Source organism: Mycolicibacterium sp. P4_G11 (assembly GCF_056555145.1).
Genome location: NZ_JBFUJW010000012.1, coordinates 104,877 through 122,892, shown reverse-complemented (window position 1 = coordinate 122,892; position 18,016 = coordinate 104,877). Strand labels below are relative to the sequence as shown.

The following is an 18,016-nucleotide window of genomic DNA, read 5'->3' as shown; positions in this document are numbered from 1 at the left end:
ATCATCACGAACCCGACCACCCCCGGTCATCCGACGTACGTCGGGTTGTTGCCCCAAATTCTCCGACGATCGTCGGATATCCGTAAACGTCGCTGGTCGTTGCTGAAGGCGATAGCATGCGAATTTCCGGGGCGACAGGAGGTGCCGGCCATGGCGCACGCGATCCGCGATCCGCTCGAAGCGACCGAAGACCTGCGCCGATCCCCCGTGCATCAACACATGCAGCTCAGCGTGGTGTCGCAGGAGCAGGGCGTCGCGATCCTGTCGATGCCGCTCGCGCCGGACCTGGAAGGGCTCGCACCGGGCAGCGTCCACGGCGGGATGCTGGCGACGCTCGCTGACGCCGCTTCCGGCTTTTGCCTCGAAGGCTTCTTCGACCTCGAATCAGAAATCCCGGTGACGACCGACATGCACGTCCGTTACTACCGGCAGCCGCATGGCGGCCCGCTCGTCGCGGAAGCTCAGGTGGTGAATGTCGGCCGCCGACTGCTGAGTTGCGAATGCACGATCGTCGACGCATCCGAGCGAGTCCTGGCGCGGTCGACGGCGACGTTCATGATCGTCCCGTTCGACGGCTGACGACGCGGCGCCGCTCGGATTCAGTCCGTCAACTCGGCCGATGACAGCGCGATCCGCCGGATCATCAGAACCAGCGTCGCCGAGAACCGGTCCAGCGGATCGTCCATGTCCCAGCCCAATTGGGATTCGATGTGCGCCAGTCGCGCGGCCACCGTGCTGTGGTGCACGTGCAGTTCCTCGGCGGTCCGCCTCAGTGACCCGAACACACAGAACGCCTCCGCCGTCTCAACCTGGAGGAGGCCGGTGGGGGTCGCGGCGATCTCGTTGATCCGGGTCAGCGCGTGATTACCGCGCGTGGCGTCGGGCGGCAGCTCGGCCAGCAACTCCAGCGCGCTCAACCGCTCGAAGGCGACGGCGCGCCGGCCGAAGCCGGTCGACGATGCGAACCGCAACGCCCGCAGCGCCTGGCCCCATGATGTCGGTGCCGCGAACACGCCGCCGGCCGCGCCGAGCCCGACCCACGGCCCGCGGTCGGCGCCGACGGGCAGCGGCGCCGGGAACGCGGTGACGATCGCCTGGTCCAGCTCGTCGGACAGGGCGCGAGTGTCGGTCCGGCCCTGGCACACCACCGCCGTCGCGGTACCCAGGTCTGCGGTCCGCACCGACACCGACGTCAGTGCCGACGTGATGACCCGCAACGCTTCCGGCGACGACTGCGCCGACACCGCGAGCACGCGAACCTCGCGGGACTCGTCGAGCCCCAGCAGCCTGATCGCCCGCGCCCGGTCCTCCGGGCGTTCCCGGCTCGACAGCACCACCTCGACGAGCGCCGGGTCACCGAAGCTCGGCGGCACCCGGGCACCGATGGCCCCCAGCGTGTGCCGCACCCGGTCGAGCAGGACACCGTCGAGCGGGTGGGCCGGGGCGTCGCGCTCCAGCCAGACCTCCGGCGCCGGACCGTCCCAGCGCACGTGGACGGGACACCCGGCCACGCCCCGCGCCGCCTCCAGCACCGCGTCGACGCCGGTGGCGTCCAGATCGTCGAAGAACCGGACGAGCCGCAGCACCGACTCCGGGTCACTGCCCAGCTCGGACAACCGCAACGCGCTCACGCCGCCATTCTGACAATGCTCAGAACTGCAGGACGCTGAACCGCCAGTCCAGTACCTGCCGGTCCGGGCCGTCGGTGGCGGCCGCGAACACCACCGACCGCAGATCCAGCGTGCCGCCGCGGCCCGACGACGACGTGTGGGCCGCCTCGATGTGCAGCTCGCTGTAGAGGGTGTCGCCCTCGTGCACAGGTCCGGTGTGGTCGCAGGACTCCCAGCCGAGGACGGTGACGATGTTCGGCAACAGCCGCGTGGCCTGGGCCAGCGCGAGGCCGATGGTGTGCCCGCCGTACACCAGGCGGCTGCCCGCCACCCGCGAATCATGGTGCGTGGCAGCAATATTGAGTGTCAGCCGGGCCAGCTCCGGGGCGCTGCTGACAACATCGGCAGTGCTGGTCAGCAGCTGGCCGGCGAGTGCCGGATCGAACTGCGGGCCGGGCACCGCGGAGCGCCAGGCGTCGACGTTCCACTCCGCGGCGGGGTCCGGCAGGCCCGGCACGTCGGCGCCGATGGTGCTGAGGTCGTCGGCGCGGCCGGTGTCGGCGGCGTCGTCGCGCAATGGCAGCATGGCGCACCGGTGGAAATCGAGCACCGTGCGGCCGTCCTGGTCGATGGTGATCATCCGCAGCGCGGCCAACCCGGTGCGCGGCTTACCCGGCTTGGCCGAATTCTGTTTGAGGCCAACTACTTCGGTGCGGGTGGTGATGGTGTCGCCGATATGCGGGAAGCGATGGAACCGCAGGCCGCGGTAGAACAGATTCGCCTTGACCCGTTGGGTCACCAGCGTGGACTGACCGATCGCGACGTCACAGACCAGCGCCGGATGCGCCAGGGCCCGCGCTGATCCGGTGACGGCCGCGGACAATCCGGCGTCCAGCGGCAGCCGCATACGATCGCCGAGGATCGCCTGGTGTACCGCCGCCGCGCCGGCCGTGAGCGTCATGCCCGGCGCCCAGTCGAAGACCTGACCTACGCTGAGGTCCTCGAAAAACGGTCCACCAGCGGCTGTTTGGCCCGACATGTCAGACAGAGTACTTTTCGATCAGCGATTGCTTGTACAACTTGCCGGTGTCCGTCCGCGGCAGTTGCTCTTCGAACGAGATGGATCGCGGGCACTTGTAGTGCGTCAGCCGGTCCCGCAGCCAGGCCAGCAGTTCGCCGCCGAACTCGCGGGTGGCGTCCGCTGGATCCACGGTCTGCACAACCGCTTTCACGCTCTGGCCCATCTCGGCGTCCGGAATGCCGAACACCGCGGCGTCCATCACCTTGGGGTGGGTGACCAGGACGTTCTCCGCTTCTTGCGGGTAGATGTTCACGCCGCCACTGATGATCATGTGGTGGCGCCGGTCGGTGAGGTAGAGGTAGCCGTCCTCGTCGAGGTAGCCGATGTCGCCGACGGTGGCCCAGCCGTGCTGATCCCGTGAAGCCGCGGTCTTTTCGGCGTCGTCCAGGTACTCGAAGGTGTTCCCGCCCTCGAAGTAGATTTCGCCGGGCACGCCCTGCGGCTGCTCGTTCCCCTCCTCGTCGAGGATGTGCAGGACGCCCAGCATCGGCTTGCCGACCGACCCGGGATGCGTCAGCCAGTCCTCGGCGGTGATCAGGGTGGAGCCGATCGCTTCGGACGACGCGTAGTACTCGTCGACGATGGGTCCCCACCAGTCGATCATCTGCTTCTTGATCTCCACCGGGCACGGGGCGGCCGCGTGCATGACGCGCTTCAGCGACGACAGATCGTACGAATCCCGCACGGACTGCGGCAGTTTCAGCATCCGGGTGAACATCACGGGCACGAACTGGCCGTGCGTGATGCCGTAGCGCGCGATGGCGTCCAGACAGCCCTCGGCGTCGAACTTCTCCATCACGACGGTGGTGACGCCCTCGGCCTGAATCTGCATCGACCACACCGACGGAGCCGTGTGATACAGCGGCGCCGGGCTGAGGTAGACGGCGTCCTTGGGCAGCCAGAAGCTCATCAGCATCTTCATCAGCCCGGGCACCTCGGCGGGCGGCAGGTGCGTCAGCTCCCGCTTGATGCCCTTGGGGCGGCCGGTGGTGCCCGACGAGTACTGCAGCAGGTCGCCTTCGATCTCGTCGGCGATCGGTGTGTCGGGTTGGGAGGCAACGCATTCCGGGTAGCTGTCCCAGCCCGGCAGTTCGCCGCCGGCGATGAGGAGCAGCTTGGGCAGTCCGCCGTCGAGGTGCTCGGCCAGGCCGGCGCAGGTGTCGCTCAGGGCCGCCGAGCTGATCACGGCGGTGGCTCCGCTGTTCTCGATGATGTACGCGGCTTCGGCTGCCGTCAGGTGGATGTTGATCGGCACGTAGTACAGGCCACTGCGCCGCGCCGCCCACATCGCGGCATGCATGTGCTCGTTGTTCTCCATGAGGATGGCGACGACGTCACCTTCGACGAGTCCATTGGCGCGGAAGTGGTGTGCCAGCCGGTTGGCGCGGGCCTCGAGTTCGTCGAATGTCACCACGGTGCCTGACGGGTGCAGGATGACGGCCGGTTTTCCATTGCCCACGTGCTGGCGAATCTGCATGACGGCACTCTACGACAGGCGAATTGACACCTGTCAAGTGGCGTCAGCGACCGGCGGGAATCAGTTCCCTGCCATCGATCGTGAACTCGCCGGCATCGTCGTCCGACGAGGCGAACGGCGCCCGCAGCGTCGCGGCGACATGGCGACGGTTGATGATCAAGCCCACGACCGTCAGCGCACCGTAGATGCCGCACAGCACCAGCCGGCCGGTGGTCGAGGTGATCGGGAACTGCACCACGAACAGCGCCAACAGCAGCCATGCCGTCGCCCGGTGGAAGCGCAGCGACAGGATGAGCGCGACGCCCATCATGGTCTGGGTGGCAGTCAGCAGCACTTCTTCGATCTGCCGGCCGTCGAGCACCAGCTCGGTACCACCGCCGCCAGCCAGGTAGGCGATGGGCAGCGAGCCCATCAGCAGCGTCCACTGGTTGACCTTGGACGAGATGAGCATGGCGATCGCGGCGGTGCTCTTGCCCCGCGCGGCGAAGATCGTCGCGATGATGAACTCCGGCGCCTCCGAGGCCAGCGGCGCCAGCCACTGCACCAGCAGGAACCGGTCGACGCCCAGTTCGGTACCGGCGTTGATCAGGCTGTTCGCGAACGGCTCCGCGCACATCAGGATGACCGCTCCGGACACGACGAACAGCGTCACGACGGTGATCCGGCGGGCCCAGTCCGGCAGCGCACCGATGGCCGCGGCCGTACCGACGAGCTCGGGCTCTTCCGGCTCGCCGCGAGTCAGTTTGTACAGGTAGAAGCCGAACCAGGCCAGCATCGCGACGCCGAGCACCAGGTGGATGCGGCCGGTGGTCGGGATGATGAACGCGACGAGTCCGGCGATGAGCAGGAAGCCCAGCTCGACCCGGTTGCCGGGTTCCAGCGCGAGCATCGATTTGCTGGTCTTGTCCGCCGACATGCGCCGCGCGACGTACAGCCCGACGATCACCACGACCGGCCAGCCGATACCCATGAGCAGCCGGTTGGAGCCGGTCATGTTGGCGGCGGCGTACTGCACGTACTCGGCGTTGTGGCCGGCGACGTAGGCGTAGTAGAGGTCGACGGCGTACTCGGGCAGCACCGCGATCAGGGCCAGCACGGCGATGGCGAGGCCACCGGACACGTCGACCTGCGCCGCTTCCGCCGCCCAGGCCAGCACGAAGCTGGCGGCGACGACGGCCGCGCCGTAGGCCAGCAGCGAGACGACGGGGTTCGGATGCATGCCCGTGAGGCGCAATGCCACCGCCGGAGCGACGAACACAGCGGCCAGCAGCAGGGATCGCACAAGCGGCCGACGCGCGGTCGGGCTGGCTGATCGGATGCTGGTCACGTCGCAGACGGTACCCACCAGAAATCGCCTCAGCAACTTAGCGTTGCTACGAATTACTGTGGATTGCGGTACTGAATTTGCTGGTCAGCGTCCTGAATGTTTCAAGTTCGGTCACCCTAACTTGAATGTATGGCTAATCAAGATCGAATGTGGTGAGGGGTCGACGAACGGGCGCGAAGGGCCTCGCCACTGGATCGCGTTGACACTGCGCCTGCGGCTCTCGCCACTCGACCTTTTGCACCCTCAGCGCAGGCTCAACGTCTCTGGACACACAGTCGCCACAGAACCAGGCACAAATACACAAAACCCCCGATCTCCTTGGGAGACGGGGGTTGTGTGTTAGTACGAGGAGAGCCTTAGGCCTCTTCAGCCAAGCGGTGCTTGAGGGCGTCGAACTCGTCCTTGATGCCGGTCGGCAGCTTCTCTCCGACGAACTCGAACCACTCTTCGATCAGCGGCAGCTCGTTCTGCCACTCGTCGACACGCACGGCCAGCGCCTCGTCGACGTCGGCGGCCGACACGTCCAGACCCTCCAGGTCCAGGTCAGCGGCGGTGGGAACGATGCCGATCGGGGTGCTCTTGCCCTCGGCCTGGTGCTCGATGCGCTCGATGGCCCACTTCAGCACCCGGCTGTTCTCGCCGAAGCCCGGCCACAGGAAGCGGCCGTCGTCGCCACGGCGGAACCAGTTGACGAAGAAGATCTTCGGCATCTTGGACTCGTCGGCGTTCTTGCCGATGTTGATCCAGTGCTGGAAGTAGTCACCGACGTGGTAGCCCAGGAACGGCAGCATGGCCATCGGGTCGCGGCGCACGGTGCCGACCTTGCCCTCGGCGGCCGCGGTCTGCTCGGAGCCCAGGGTGGCACCGATGAACACACCGTGCTGCCAGTCGCGGGCCTGCGTGATCAGCGGCACCGTCGTCTTGCGACGGCCACCGAACAGGATCGCCGAGATCGGCACACCCTGCGGGTCGTCCCACTCGGGGGCGACCGACGGGCACTGCGAGATCGGGGTGCAGTAGCGCGAGTTCGGGTGCGCGGCCTTGGTCTCGGTCTCCCGGAGGATCCAGTCCTGGCCCTTCCAGTCGATCAGGTGCTCGGGCTCGCCTTCCAGGCCCTCCCACCAGACGTCACCGTCGTCGGTCTTGGCGACGTTGGTGAAGACGGTGTTGCCGGCGGCGATGGTCTTCATGGCGTTCGGGTTCGACGACCAGTTGGTACCCGGCGCGACGCCGAAGAAGCCGAACTCGGGGTTGACGGCGTACAGCTGGCCGTCCTTGCCGAAGCGCATCCAGGCGATGTCGTCACCGACGGTCTCGGCGCGCCAGCCCGGGATGGTGGGCTGCAGCATCGCGAGGTTGGTCTTGCCGCACGCCGACGGGAACGCAGCGGCGACGTAGTACGCCTTGTTCTCCGGGGAGATCAGCTTGAGGATCAGCATGTGCTCGGCGAGCCAGCCCTCGTCGTGCGCCATGGCCGAGGCGATGCGCAGCGAGTAGCACTTCTTGCCCAGCAGAGCGTTGCCGCCGTAGCCCGAGCCGTAGCTCATGATCTCGCGGGTCTCGGGGAAGTGAGTGATGTACTTCGTCTCGTTGCAGGGCCACGGCACGTCCTGCTGGCCCGGCTCCAGCGGCGCACCGATGGAGTGCAGCGCCTTGACGAAGAAGCCGTCGTCGCCGATCTTGGCCAGCGCCTTGGCGCCCATGCGGGTCATCGTGCGCATCGAGACGACGACGTACTCCGAGTCGGTGATCTCGACACCGAGCTTGGGGTCCTCGGCGTCCAGCGGGCCCATGCAGAAGGGCACGACCCACATGGTGCGGCCGCGCATGCTGCCGCGGTAGAGGTCGGTCATGATGCCGCGCATCTCGGCCGGGGCCATCCAGTTGTTGGTGGGGCCGGCGTCCTCTTCGCGCTCCGAGCAGATGAAGGTCCGCGACTCGACGCGCGCGACGTCCGACGGATCCGACAGCGCGAGATACGAATTCGGCTGCTTCTCGTCGTTCAGCTTCTGGAAGGTGCCTGCCGCGACGAGGTGAGCGGCCAGGCGGTCGTACTCCTCGGCCGAGCCGTCGGCGAACATGACCCGGTCTGGCTGAGTCAGCTCCGCAACTTCACGCACCCAGGCCAGCAGCCCGGCGTGAGTGGTCGGAGCGGCGTCGAGACCGGGAATGGTCGCTGAGGTCATCAAATTCTCCTGCTCGCAAATCGCAGCTATACCTCTTTAGAGGTTAACGTGAGTGACATACAAGTGGACAATCGGGCGGCTGTCCGATCTCTCACAAGAACGATTCAGAAAGCTCAATCGGCAGTCCTGTATCCGCTGGTACCGCGATTCGGGGCGGGTGGCGGACGGTTACCGGTCAGTAGCGCGAGAGCCTCGCTCCGCGCAATTCCAAAATCGCTCAATTTCTCGTTTTGTGATCTGCGGACGCCAGGCCCGCCTGGACCTCCAGTAACCGGTACGCCAGTTCCTCCTCGGTCGCCTGCCGTGCCGCCGCGACAGCCGTCCCGACCCAGCGGTCCAGCATCGCCCGACGATGCAGCCGTGCGCGGACGCCGATGACGGTCATGGTCAGCGCCAGGCCCAGGGCCAATCCCAGTGCGCCGCCGATCCCGTCGGGCACCCCGGCCACCCCGGTCGCCATCCTGGCCAGCCCCAATGCCGCCCCCAGACCGAAACCCGCGCCCAGCACGATGCCCAACCACATCTCGTCGGCACGCTGGGCCAGCACCGGGCCCGTGACCTCGGGCGATGGCCATCGCCGCCCGGGGCCGGGGCTGCCCAGCGCGGCGGCGGTGGCTTCGCGAACCCCGTCGGCGACCGTGGCCAGCCGGTCGCGGGCGTCGGCCTCGAAGCCCTCGGCCGCATCCCGGCCGGACGGCACCCGGCTGAGCAGGTCGGCGCGCGCGTCGTCGTACCGTCGGCGGGCCTCCCGGACCAGCTCCAGCCGGAGCCGCTGCAGTTCCAGCCGGGACGTCCCGGGCCACGCGCCGGACTGCGCGAGCAACCGCAGCGAGCCCCGGCTGATGTCGGCGGCGCAGCGACGGTGCAGGTCGTCGGCGGCACGGCGGCTGTAGCGGCGCCAGTGCAGCGCCCGGCGCAGATGGGCGTCGGCGTCTATGGCCGGGTCGACGACGAGGCCGTCGGCTGCCAGCGCCGCCGTTGCGGCCGCGGTGACCAGTGCCGCCGTCGCGTCGGACGCCAGCCAGTGCCGCACGCGGTCGTCATCCAATTCTGTTGCAGCCAAGGCGATTTCACTCATCGCCACACAAATCGCCCGGTACCGGCCGGCGGCATCACCGGCATCGGGACCGGAGGCGACGTGCGCCAGGCCCGGAACGTCCGTCACCAACTCGTCCAGCGCAGCGGTGAACCGCTGCCAAACATCCCCTGACAACACGCCCCCCAGATGCCCGCCCGATGCCATCGTCGCACCTCCGCGCAGGTGTGACCGACGCCGTTTTTCAGGCAACTGTTGGGTATCAATCTGCACCACGATGCGGGCTCTCACAGCCAGATGAGAGACGATGGACGGATGTATGCCCAGCGCGAGGACGACGCTGCCTCGTCGGCCGGCGCCTCGGCGGCCGATTTCGAGTCCGTCTCCGAAACCACGGCGGCCCCCGCACACCAGCACCGGCGCGTGACCAGCTTCCGGTCCCGCCGGTCGAGCCTGTCCACCGGACAGCAGAGCACGTGGGACCGTCGCTGGCCTGAGCTGGGCAAAGTCGCCCGGTCCGAGGACGGCGAACCCGCACCGCTGATCGATACCGCCGCCTGGTTCGGCCGCACCGCACCCGTCGTGTTGGAGATCGGCAGCGGCACCGGCATCTCGACGCTGGCCATGGCGCAGGAAGAACCGCACCTGGACGTCATCGCGGTCGAGGTCTACCGCAAGGGCATGGCCCAACTGCTCGGCGGCGTCGACCGGGCCGGCCTGACGAATGTGAGATTCGTCCGCGGCGACGGCGTCGACGTGCTGGAACACATGATCTCGCCGGGCAGCCTCACGGCGGTCCGCGTGTTCTTCCCCGACCCCTGGCCCAAGGCCCGGCACCACAAGCGCCGGCTGCTGCAGGCGGAGACCGTGGCGCTGATCTCGAGCCGCCTCAAGCCGGGCGGCATCCTGCACGCGGCCACCGACCACGCCGACTACGCCGTGCAGATCGCCGAGGTGGGCGATGCCGAGCCGACGTTGAAGCGCACCTCGGTCGACGCCGACCTGCCCATCTCGGTGCAGCGGCCCACGACCAAATACGAGGCGCGGGGCATGCGGATGGGCAGTCCCATCACCGAACTCATCTGGGAGAAGCCCGAGTGACGATCACCGAGGCCATCCCACAGGTCAAGCCTTACCCGCCCACCCCGCCGCCGGGACCCCGGCCGCACCGGGTGCTGCTGGTCTGGGACGCACCGAACCTCGACATGGGCCTCGGGTCGATCCTCGGCGGCCGGCCGACCGCCGCTCACCGACCGCGATTCGACGCGCTGGGCCGGTGGCTGCTGGCCCGCACCAACGAGATCGCCAGCGGCAGGCGGCCGGACCAGCCGCCGGTGGCCCTGGAGCCCGAGGCGACGGTCTTCACCAACATCGCCCCTGGTAGCGCCGATGTCGTGCGGCCGTGGGTGGAGGCGCTGCGCAACGTCGGTTTCGCGGTGTTCGCCAAGCCCAAACTCGACGAGGGCAGCGACGTCGACAGCGACATGCTCGCGCACATCGCGCTGCGCCGCAGCGAGGGTCTGGCCGGCATCTATGTGGCCTCAGCCGACGGCCAGGCGTTCCGGCAACCGCTCGAAGACATCGCCCATGACGGCACTCCCGCGACCGTGGTCGGATTTCGCGAACATGCCAGTTGGGCGTTAGCGTCGGATACCTTGGACTTCGTCGACCTGGAAGACATCCCTGGTGTCTTCCGGGAGCCGCTGCCGCGAATCGGCTTGGATTCGCTGCCTGATCAGGGCGCGTGGCTGCAGCCCTTCCGGCCGTTGTCCGCGCTGCTGAGCTCGCGCGTTTAGGAACAACTACAGATGACGTGTGCGGTGGCCAAAAATGGCAACAACTTTGAGCAGGACTTTATGCAGATAATCGTGAGGAGCTGACGTGTTCGCCTGGTGGGGTCGAACGGTGTACCGATTCCGATACATAGTGATCGGTGTCATGGTCGCACTGTGCCTGGGTGGCGCCGTATACGGGTCCAGCCTCGGCGAGCATGTCACACAGAGTGGCTTCTACAACGAAGGCAGCGAGTCCGTCGCCGCGTCGGTCCTCGGTGACGAGGTCTACGGCCGCGACCGGACGAGCCTCGTGGTGGCAATCCTGACGCCGCCCGACGACAAGAAGATCACCGACCCGGCGTGGCAGAAGAAGGTCAGCGCCGAGCTGGACACCTTCGTCACCGACCACAAGGACAAGGTCGTGGCCTGGGTCGGGTGGCTGAAGGCCCCCGGCGACGGCCTGAAGAAGATGACGACGCAGGACCTGCGGCACACCTTCATCACCGTCCCGATCAAGGGCGACAACGACGACGCGATCCTGAAGAACTACCAGGCCGTCGCCCCTGACCTGTACAAAGTCAACGGCGGCAACATCAAGCTGGCCGGCCTGGAGCCGCTCGCGAGCGAGCTGACCGGCACCATCGGCACCGACCAGAAGCGCGCCGAGCTCGCGATCGTGCCCCTGGTCGCGGTCGTGCTGTTCTTCGTCTTCGGCGGTGCGATCGCCGCTGCGCTGCCCGCGATCATCGGTGGTCTGACCATCGGCGGCGCGCTCGGCATCCTGCGGTTCACCGCCGAGTTCGGGCCGGTGCACTTCTTCGCCCAACCCGTCGTGACGATGATGGGCTTCGGTATCGCCATCGACTACGGCCTGTTCATAGTGAGCCGGTTCCGAGAAGAACTGGCCGAGGGATATGACGTCGAAGCGGCGGTCAGACGTTCCGTCATGACGTCCGGCCGGACCGTCGCGTTCTCCGCGGTGATCATCGTCGCGTCGTCGCTGCCGCTGCTGCTCATCCCGCTGGGCTTCCTGCGGTCCATCACCTACGCGATCATCGCGTCGGTGCTGCTGGCCGCCTTCCTGTCGAACACCGTGCTGCCCGCCGTCCTCGGCATCCTCGGCACCAACGTCGACGCGCTGGGTGTGCGCACCCTGTTGAAGGTGCCGTTCCTCGCGAACTGGCCGTTCTCGCGCAAGATCATCGACTGGTTCGCCGAGAAGACGCAGAAGACCAAGACCCGTGAAGAAGTCGAGAAGGGCTTCTGGGGCAAGTTGGTCAACGTCGTGATGAAACGACCGTTGGCGTTCGCCGTGCCGATCACCATCGGGATGATCCTGCTGGTGATCCCGCTGGGACAGCTGGCCCTCGCCGGTATGAGCGAGAAGTACCTGCCGCCGGACAACTCGGTCCGGACCGCGCAGGAGGAGTTCGACCAGATCTTCCCCGGCTTCCGCACCAACGCCCTGACCCTGGTCATCAAGAGCGACAACGGGCAGCCCGTCACCGACCAGCAGATCGCCCAGGTGCGGGCCAACGCCGGCACCATCGGCGGGTTCGTGACCCCGGACGGCAACGACAAGTCGAAGATGTGGGCTGAACGGACGTACCAGGAAGGCGGCACCAAGGACCCGTCCGTCCGGGTGCTGTCCAACGGCCTCATCAACAGCGGCGACGCCGCCGAGAAGATCCACGAACTGCGCACCCTGCAGGAACCGCACGGCGTCCACGTGATGGTCGGCGGCACGCCGGCGCTGGAGCAGGACAGCATCAGCACGCTGTTCGACAAGCTGCCGTTGATGGTGTTGATCCTGGTGGTCACCACCACCGTGCTGATGTTCCTGGCGTTCGGCTCGCTGGTGCTACCCATCAAGGCCGCCCTGATGAGCGCCCTGACCCTTGGCTCGACAATGGGCATCCTGACCTGGATGTTCGTCGAGAACGGGCACGGTTCCGGGCTGATGAACTACACCGCACAGCCGCTGATGGCACCAATGATCGGCCTGATCATCGCGGTGATCTGGGGTCTGTCGACCGACTACGAGGTGTTCCTGGTGTCCCGCATGGTGGAGGCCCGCGAACGCGGGATGTCCACCGCCGAGGCCATCCGGATCGGTACCGCGACGACGGGTCGCCTGATCACCGGCGCCGCGCTGGTGCTGGCCGTCGTCGTCGGCGCGTTCGCGTTCTCCGACCTGGTGATGATGAAGTACCTGGCGTTCGGCCTGCTGATGGCGCTGCTGCTCGACGCCACCGTGATCCGGATGTTCCTGGTGCCGGCCGTCATGAAGCTGCTCGGCGACGATTGCTGGTGGGCGCCGCTGTGGATGAAGCGTGTCCAGCAGAAGCTGGGTCTCGGCGAGACCGAGTTGCCCGACGAGCGCAAGCGTCCCGCGGTCCGCGAACCCGAAGACCCGCGTGCCCTGGTCGGCTCCGGGGCCCCGGTCCGCGCGCCGCACGATCCGACGCATCCGGCTGCCGGCCAGCGTGCCGTCCCGACCCGGATCAACCCGGGTCAGCCGCAGCCGCCGAGTCAGGCACCGACCAACCGGATGCCGAGCGCTCCCCCGCTGCCACCGGTCCCGCAGGCCCCGCCTGTGCCGCCGTCGGCCCCGCCGGCTTCGCTTGCTCAGTCCACTGAGCCCGCTGAGCCCGCGACCACGCGATTCAGCGCCGCCAAGGGCGCTTTCCGCAATGTGGTGTCGAACGTGACCCGCGCGGTCACCCCGCAGAACGACCCGACGCCGCCGACCGCGGCGATCGGCGACCCGGCGACCACCGCCTTCGGTCAGCCCTCCGATCCCGCCACCACGGCGTTCCGCGCGCCGGGCGGTGTCCGGCCGGCAGAGCCGGGCCAGGGCGCCAGCGGCAACCGGGAGATCGAGTCGTGGCTCGGCCAGCTGCGGGGCAACCTCAGCGCCTCGGGGCCGCAGATCCAGACTCCGTCAGACGCACCTGCCGATCAGGGCAACGAGCCGACCACGGCGTTCCGCGCCCAGCCGGCCGATGCCCCGGATTCCACCGAGAAGATCGACACCGGGGAGACCCAGCGTCGCGGTACCGGCGGCGGGGTCAGCGCTGCGGATCTGCTGCGCCGCGAGGGCCGTCTGTAGCAGGCGGCGTCGGCCCCTGCGAGACCGTCGCGGCGGCTACCGCGCCGGCCTCGGCGAGTAGCTCGGCCTCGGTGGCCTCAGGATCGCTGGCGATCAGCACCCGGATGGCGCTGTTGAGGAACGCGACGATGGGCACGGCGATCAGTGCGCCGATGATGCCGGCGGTGACCCCGCCACCGGCGATCGCCAGCACGACGGCGAGCGGGTGCACGGACACCGCGCGGCCCATCACGATGGGCTGCAGCACATGGGCCTCCAGCTGCTGCACCGCGATGATCAGGCCGAGCGCGATCAACGCGTAGATCCAGCCCTTGGCGATCAGCGCCACCACCACTGCCACGAAACCGGTCAGCACGGCGCCGACCAGCGGGACAAACGCGCCCAGGAACACCAGGGATGCCAGCGGCAGGGCCAAGGGCACCCCCATGATCGCCAACCCGGTGCCGATGCCGACGGCATCGACCAGAGCGACCACGAACGTCGCGCGGACATACCCGATCAGCGAGCCGAACCCGGCCCGGCCGGCATCCCGCACCCGGTCCCGGACCGTGGCCGGGAAGATCCTGGTGACAAAGGCGTAGATGTCGCGTCCGCCGTGCAGCAGGAAGATCAGGGTGAACAGGACCAGCAGCATCCCGGTGATGATCTCGGTGAGCGCACCGGCGGTGGAGAAGACCCCGCTGGTTAGCTTGGCCTGATTGTTCTTCAGGGCGTCGATGGCGGTCTGCCCGACGCTGTTGATCTGATCGCTGCTCAGATGCAGGATCGGGCCTTCGGTCAACCATTTGCGGGCGCCGTCGATGCTCTTGGCCACCTGCTCGACCAGCGCCGGGGCGCCGTCGATGAACTGGAAGACGACGAACGTCAGGATGCCGCCCATCACCACGACGGAGCTCAGCAGCATCACCGCGACGGCCGCACCGCGCGGCAGTCCGCGCCGCGTCAGCAGGTCCACGGCCGGCAACAGGAACGCCGCCGCCAGGGTCGCCAGCAGCACCGGCACCACGATGACCTCGAGCTTGATGACCACCCACAGCACGGCGAGCACCGCACCGAAGATCGCCAACAGCCGCCATGACCAGGCTGCGGCCTTACGTACCACTGGATCGACCGCTGCGTCGGCTTGTGACATGGGCGCCAGCGTAGCGCCGCGGGATGACACCGCGACGTTGTTGCACAATGCTTACCGCACACGGCGAGCCGCCCACGACACGCCGGATACGCTGTGTGCGTGTCGCACGAGGCTTCAGGAGGTCCGCTGACGGCTCGCCGTCGCGGCTCCTGGATGGCGTGCCGTCGCGGTGACACCCGTCCGCAGTCGGGTCGGACGCGCGGCAAGTACTGGTGGCTGCGCTGGGTTCTCATCGGCGTCGCCGTCGCCGTGCTGACCATCGAGGTTGTGCTGGTGTGGGAGCAACTGGCCAAGGCGTGGCGCAGTCTGCTGTCGGCGAAGTGGTGGTGGGTCGCCGCGGCGGCCGTCGCGGCCCTGGCCTCCATGCACAGCTTCGCGCAGATTCAGCGCACCCTGCTCCGCTCGGCCGGCGTCGAGGTCAAGCAGTGGCGGTCCGAGGCCGCGTTCTACGCGGGCAACGCGCTGTCCACGACATTGCCCGGCGGTCCGGTGCTCTCGGCCACCTTCGTGTACCGCCAGCAGCGGCTGTGGGGCGCCTCGCCGTTGGTGGCGTCGTGGCAGCTGGTGATGTCCGGGGCCCTGCAGGTGGTCGGCCTGGCCCTGCTGGGGTTGGGTGGCGCGGTCCTGCTCGGCGCGAGCAAGAACCCCCTGTCGCTGATCTTCACGGTCGGCGGCTTCGTGGCACTGCTGCTGCTGGCCCAGACCGTCGCCGCCAACCCGCAGCAGATCGACGGCATCGGGGTGCGGCTGCTGTCGTGGTTCAACTCGTTGCGCGGCAAGCCCGCCGATACCGGGCTGGACGGCTGGCGCCGCACCCTGAACCAGCTGGAGTCGGTGAGCCTGAGCCGCCGGACCTTGACCGTGGCGTTCAGTTGGTCGCTGTTCAACTGGGTCGCCGACGTCGCGTGCCTGGCGTGCGCGGCCTATGCCACCGGCGGGCATCCGTCGCTGGCCGGCCTGACGGTCGCGTACGCCGCGGCCCGCGCGGTGGGGGCGATTCCCCTGATGCCCGGTGGGCTGCTGGTGGTCGAGGCGGTGCTGGTGCCCGGCCTGGTGTCCAGCGGCATGACGCTCGCGGCGGCCATCTCGACGATGCTGATCTATCGACTGGTCAGCTGGATTTTCATCTCGGCGATCGGCTGGGTGGTGTTCTTCTTCCTGTTCCGCACCGAGAAGGACTTCGATCCAGATGCTCCCGGCTCCTCTGACACCGCACCGGGTCCAGCGCCCGACGCGCCCGGGGCACCGCATGACACCGGGTAGCCGGGCGGCGGCGCTCCTGCTCGTCGCCGCGCTGACCTCCTGCGCACCGGTCCCGAAATCAGCTCAATCATCCACTCCCCCAAGCAGTTCCACCAGTTCGGCCGAGCCGATCGTCACGCCGGTGCTGGCCGACGTCGTGGCTGCACCGGTCCCCGTTCCGGCCACCGACGGCCGCGTGCACCTGGCGTACGAACTGCTGCTGACCAACACCTCGCCCGAGCCCGTGACGGTGGACTCCGTCGCCGTCATGGGGCCGGCCGGTCCCCTGCTGCAACTGTCCGGCGCCGGCCTCGGCTACTGGACCCGGACCATGGGCACCCGGGTCAGCACCAACGAGCTGGGCCCCGGCCAGCGGTCGATAGTGTGGCTGGACGTCAGCCTGACCGCGGGAAGCGCGGTACCCCAACAGCTTTCACACCGCGTAGTGGTCAAGGTGCCCAAGCCGATGCCGCCGCTCGTGCCGCCGGTGGTGACCGAGAACGTCGCGCCCGTGACGGTGTCCGACCACAAACCCGTCGAACTCGAACCGCCGCTGCGCGGCTCCGGCTGGCTCGACGCCAACAGCTGCTGCGACATGACGCCGCACCGGATGGCCCTCAACCCGATCGACGGAAAGCTCTGGGCCGCAGAGCGATTCGCCATCGATTATGTGCAGCTGCAGGCCGACGGCCAACTGTTCAGCGGGGACCGCGCGAAGACGGACAGCTACCTCTACTTCGGCTCCGAGGTGCACGCGGTGGCCGACGGCCCGGTGGTGGCCGTGCTCGACGGCCTGCCCGAACAGGTGCCCGGCGTGGACCCGACCGGACTCACACTGGCGCAGTACGGCGGCAACCACGTCGTCCAGGACCTCGGGAATGGGAACTTCGCGTTCTACGCGCACCTGAAGACCGGCAGCGTCAAGGTCAAGCCAGGTGATCGCCTGGGTACCGCGCAAGTCCTCGGAAACGTCGGCAACACCGGCAATTCCACTGCGCCGCACCTGCATTTCCACGTGATGAGCGCACCCGATCCGTTGCGCGCCGACGGCCTACCGTTCGTCTTCCGGTCGTTCAAACTCACCGGCCGACTGGCCGACATGGCGGCCGCCGACGCCCTCGAAGTCGGCGGCCCCGCCCGGCTGGGCCCCGGCTTCACCGCCCGCACCGAAAACAATGTCAGCCCACTGAATCTGGACGTGATGACCTATGACAACTGAGCAGGCCACCGGAAACCGCAGCGCCGCAATGGCTTTCCTCGCCGACGTGGTGTGCGTGGTGATCTTCTGCACCATCGGCCGGCGCAGTCACGCCGAGGGCATCACGCTGGCCGGGGTGGCGCAGACGAGCTGGCCGTTCCTGACCGGGACCGTGGCGGGTTGGGCGCTGTCGCGAGGCTGGCGCCGCCCGACGGCGCTGAACCCGACCGGGTTGGCGGTCTGGGTCAGCACCGTCGCGATCGGCATGCTGCTGCGCAAGGCCTCAGGTCAGGGCGTCGCGGTCAGCTTTGTGATCGTCGCCTCGACGGTCACGGCCATCCTGCTGCTCGGCTGGCGCGCCGTGGCTCGATTCCGCAAGTGATTTGTGCACGAAAATMCGCGCTGGCCGCGGATTTTCGTGCACAAATCCCTAGTTAGCGGGCGGCAGGGCCGGGGAGACCGCAGCGGTCGCGGATGTCCTTGAGCGGCTGCCGGATGCCCTGCAGCTCAGCCTTCGTCTGCGGGTTCGCGGCCAGGTACTGCTTGACCTTGGCGTGCGACTGATCCTTCGACAGGCCCCGCAGGCTGGTGAAGAAGTCGTTCACATCCGGGTGGGTGAACAGGTAGGCGGAGGTCGACGCCTCAACGCCTGACTTGACGCCGGCTATGTCCGCAGAGGTGCAGTTCGGCGGCAGATCGTCGGCGAGGGCCGACGGGGCGGCACCGAACAGCACGCTGCCGGCGATCGCGCCGGCGCCGATGAAGCCGGCAACAGCGCGTCGCTTGGCCAGAGCGGTGAGCATCATGTGGTCAAACCCCTTCGTCGAGAGCTCCGGTAGC

The 18,016-nt window shown here is 68.1% G+C and carries 15 protein-coding genes; 7 read left to right on the top strand and 8 right to left on the bottom strand.

All coding sequences use genetic code 11. The features are described 5' to 3' along the window. The first annotated feature begins 150 nt into the window (after nucleotides 1-150). On the top strand, nucleotides 151-579 hold the full coding sequence (locus AC1U2B_RS24125) for a PaaI family thioesterase (protein ID WP_157850368.1): 429 nt from the start codon (nucleotides 151-153) through the stop codon (nucleotides 577-579). A 20-nt stretch (nucleotides 580-599) separates the two neighbouring features. Here AC1U2B_RS24125 and AC1U2B_RS24120 read toward each other — a convergent pair whose 3' ends face one another. From AC1U2B_RS24120 to AC1U2B_RS24095, 6 genes are all read right to left on the bottom strand, one after another. Further along, nucleotides 600-1,631: a PucR family transcriptional regulator gene (locus tag AC1U2B_RS24120; RefSeq protein ID WP_480218764.1), complete on the bottom strand. Its 1,032-nt coding sequence runs from the start codon at nucleotides 1,629-1,631 to the stop codon at nucleotides 600-602. 19 nt (nucleotides 1,632-1,650) lie between these two features. After that, a complete protein-coding gene (locus AC1U2B_RS24115) occupies nucleotides 1,651-2,649 on the bottom strand; it encodes a MaoC family dehydratase (protein ID WP_480218763.1) in 999 nt (332 codons plus the stop codon). A gap of 1 nt (nucleotide 2,650) precedes the next feature. Continuing rightward, a complete protein-coding gene (gene fadD4 / locus AC1U2B_RS24110) occupies nucleotides 2,651-4,168 on the bottom strand; it encodes a fatty-acid--CoA ligase FadD4 (RefSeq protein ID WP_480218762.1) in 1,518 nt (505 codons plus the stop codon). 43 nt (nucleotides 4,169-4,211) lie between these two features. After that, nucleotides 4,212-5,426 carry a calcium:cation antiporter family protein gene (locus AC1U2B_RS24105; RefSeq protein WP_480218849.1) on the bottom strand — a complete coding sequence of 405 codons (1,215 nt, stop codon included), beginning with the start codon at nucleotides 5,424-5,426 and terminating at the stop codon, nucleotides 4,212-4,214. A gap of 425 nt (nucleotides 5,427-5,851) precedes the next feature. Then, the gene (locus AC1U2B_RS24100) at nucleotides 5,852-7,681 is read right to left on the bottom strand and encodes a phosphoenolpyruvate carboxykinase (GTP) (RefSeq protein WP_043391155.1); all 1,830 of its coding nucleotides are present in this window, start codon (nucleotides 7,679-7,681) and stop codon (nucleotides 5,852-5,854) included. 217 nt (nucleotides 7,682-7,898) lie between these two features. Next, the gene (locus tag AC1U2B_RS24095) at nucleotides 7,899-8,924 is read right to left on the bottom strand and encodes a hypothetical protein (protein WP_480218761.1); all 1,026 of its coding nucleotides are present in this window, start codon (nucleotides 8,922-8,924) and stop codon (nucleotides 7,899-7,901) included. 90 nt (nucleotides 8,925-9,014) lie between these two features. Here AC1U2B_RS24095 and trmB point away from each other — a divergent pair, with 90 nt between their 5' ends. From trmB to mmpL3, 3 genes are all read left to right on the top strand, one after another. After that, complete coding sequence (gene trmB, locus AC1U2B_RS24090) at nucleotides 9,015-9,818, top strand: tRNA (guanosine(46)-N7)-methyltransferase TrmB (RefSeq protein ID WP_480218760.1); 804 nt, start codon at nucleotides 9,015-9,017, stop codon at nucleotides 9,816-9,818. Next, complete coding sequence (locus AC1U2B_RS24085; protein WP_377041977.1) at nucleotides 9,815-10,513, top strand: PIN domain-containing protein; 699 nt, start codon at nucleotides 9,815-9,817, stop codon at nucleotides 10,511-10,513. Before trmB ends, AC1U2B_RS24085 begins: the two co-directional genes overlap by 4 nt. An 85-nt stretch (nucleotides 10,514-10,598) precedes the next feature. Further along, nucleotides 10,599-13,604 carry a trehalose monomycolate exporter MmpL3 gene (gene mmpL3, locus AC1U2B_RS24080; RefSeq protein WP_480218759.1) on the top strand — a complete coding sequence of 1,002 codons (3,006 nt, stop codon included), beginning with the start codon at nucleotides 10,599-10,601 and terminating at the stop codon, nucleotides 13,602-13,604. Here the strand turns inward: mmpL3 and AC1U2B_RS24075 are convergent. After that, on the bottom strand, nucleotides 13,564-14,736 hold the full coding sequence (locus AC1U2B_RS24075) for an AI-2E family transporter (RefSeq protein ID WP_480218758.1): 1,173 nt from the start codon (nucleotides 14,734-14,736) through the stop codon (nucleotides 13,564-13,566). The two genes, mmpL3 and AC1U2B_RS24075, sit on opposite strands and share 41 nt — an antisense overlap. Before the next feature lie 153 nt (nucleotides 14,737-14,889). Between AC1U2B_RS24075 and AC1U2B_RS24070 the strand changes: the two genes are divergently transcribed. The 3 genes from AC1U2B_RS24070 to AC1U2B_RS24060 are packed head-to-tail and all read left to right on the top strand — an operon-like array spanning nucleotide 14,890 to nucleotide 17,558. Next, nucleotides 14,890-15,999, top strand: a complete 1,110-nt coding sequence (locus AC1U2B_RS24070; protein WP_480218848.1) for a lysylphosphatidylglycerol synthase transmembrane domain-containing protein — start codon at nucleotides 14,890-14,892, stop codon at nucleotides 15,997-15,999. After that, nucleotides 15,986-17,197 carry a M23 family metallopeptidase gene (locus AC1U2B_RS24065; protein WP_480218757.1) on the top strand — a complete coding sequence of 404 codons (1,212 nt, stop codon included), beginning with the start codon at nucleotides 15,986-15,988 and terminating at the stop codon, nucleotides 17,195-17,197. Before AC1U2B_RS24070 ends, AC1U2B_RS24065 begins: the two co-directional genes overlap by 14 nt. Then, on the top strand, nucleotides 17,187-17,558 hold the full coding sequence (locus tag AC1U2B_RS24060; protein ID WP_480218756.1) for a DUF3054 domain-containing protein: 372 nt from the start codon (nucleotides 17,187-17,189) through the stop codon (nucleotides 17,556-17,558). The genes AC1U2B_RS24065 and AC1U2B_RS24060 overlap by 11 nt, the downstream gene beginning before the upstream one ends. Nucleotides 17,559-17,610: 52 nt before the next feature. On the opposite strand, the gene AC1U2B_RS24055 is transcribed toward AC1U2B_RS24060, so the two are convergent. Continuing rightward, on the bottom strand, nucleotides 17,611-17,982 hold the full coding sequence (locus AC1U2B_RS24055; protein WP_260934451.1) for a heme-binding protein: 372 nt from the start codon (nucleotides 17,980-17,982) through the stop codon (nucleotides 17,611-17,613). Nucleotides 17,983-18,016 lie beyond the last annotated feature (34 nt).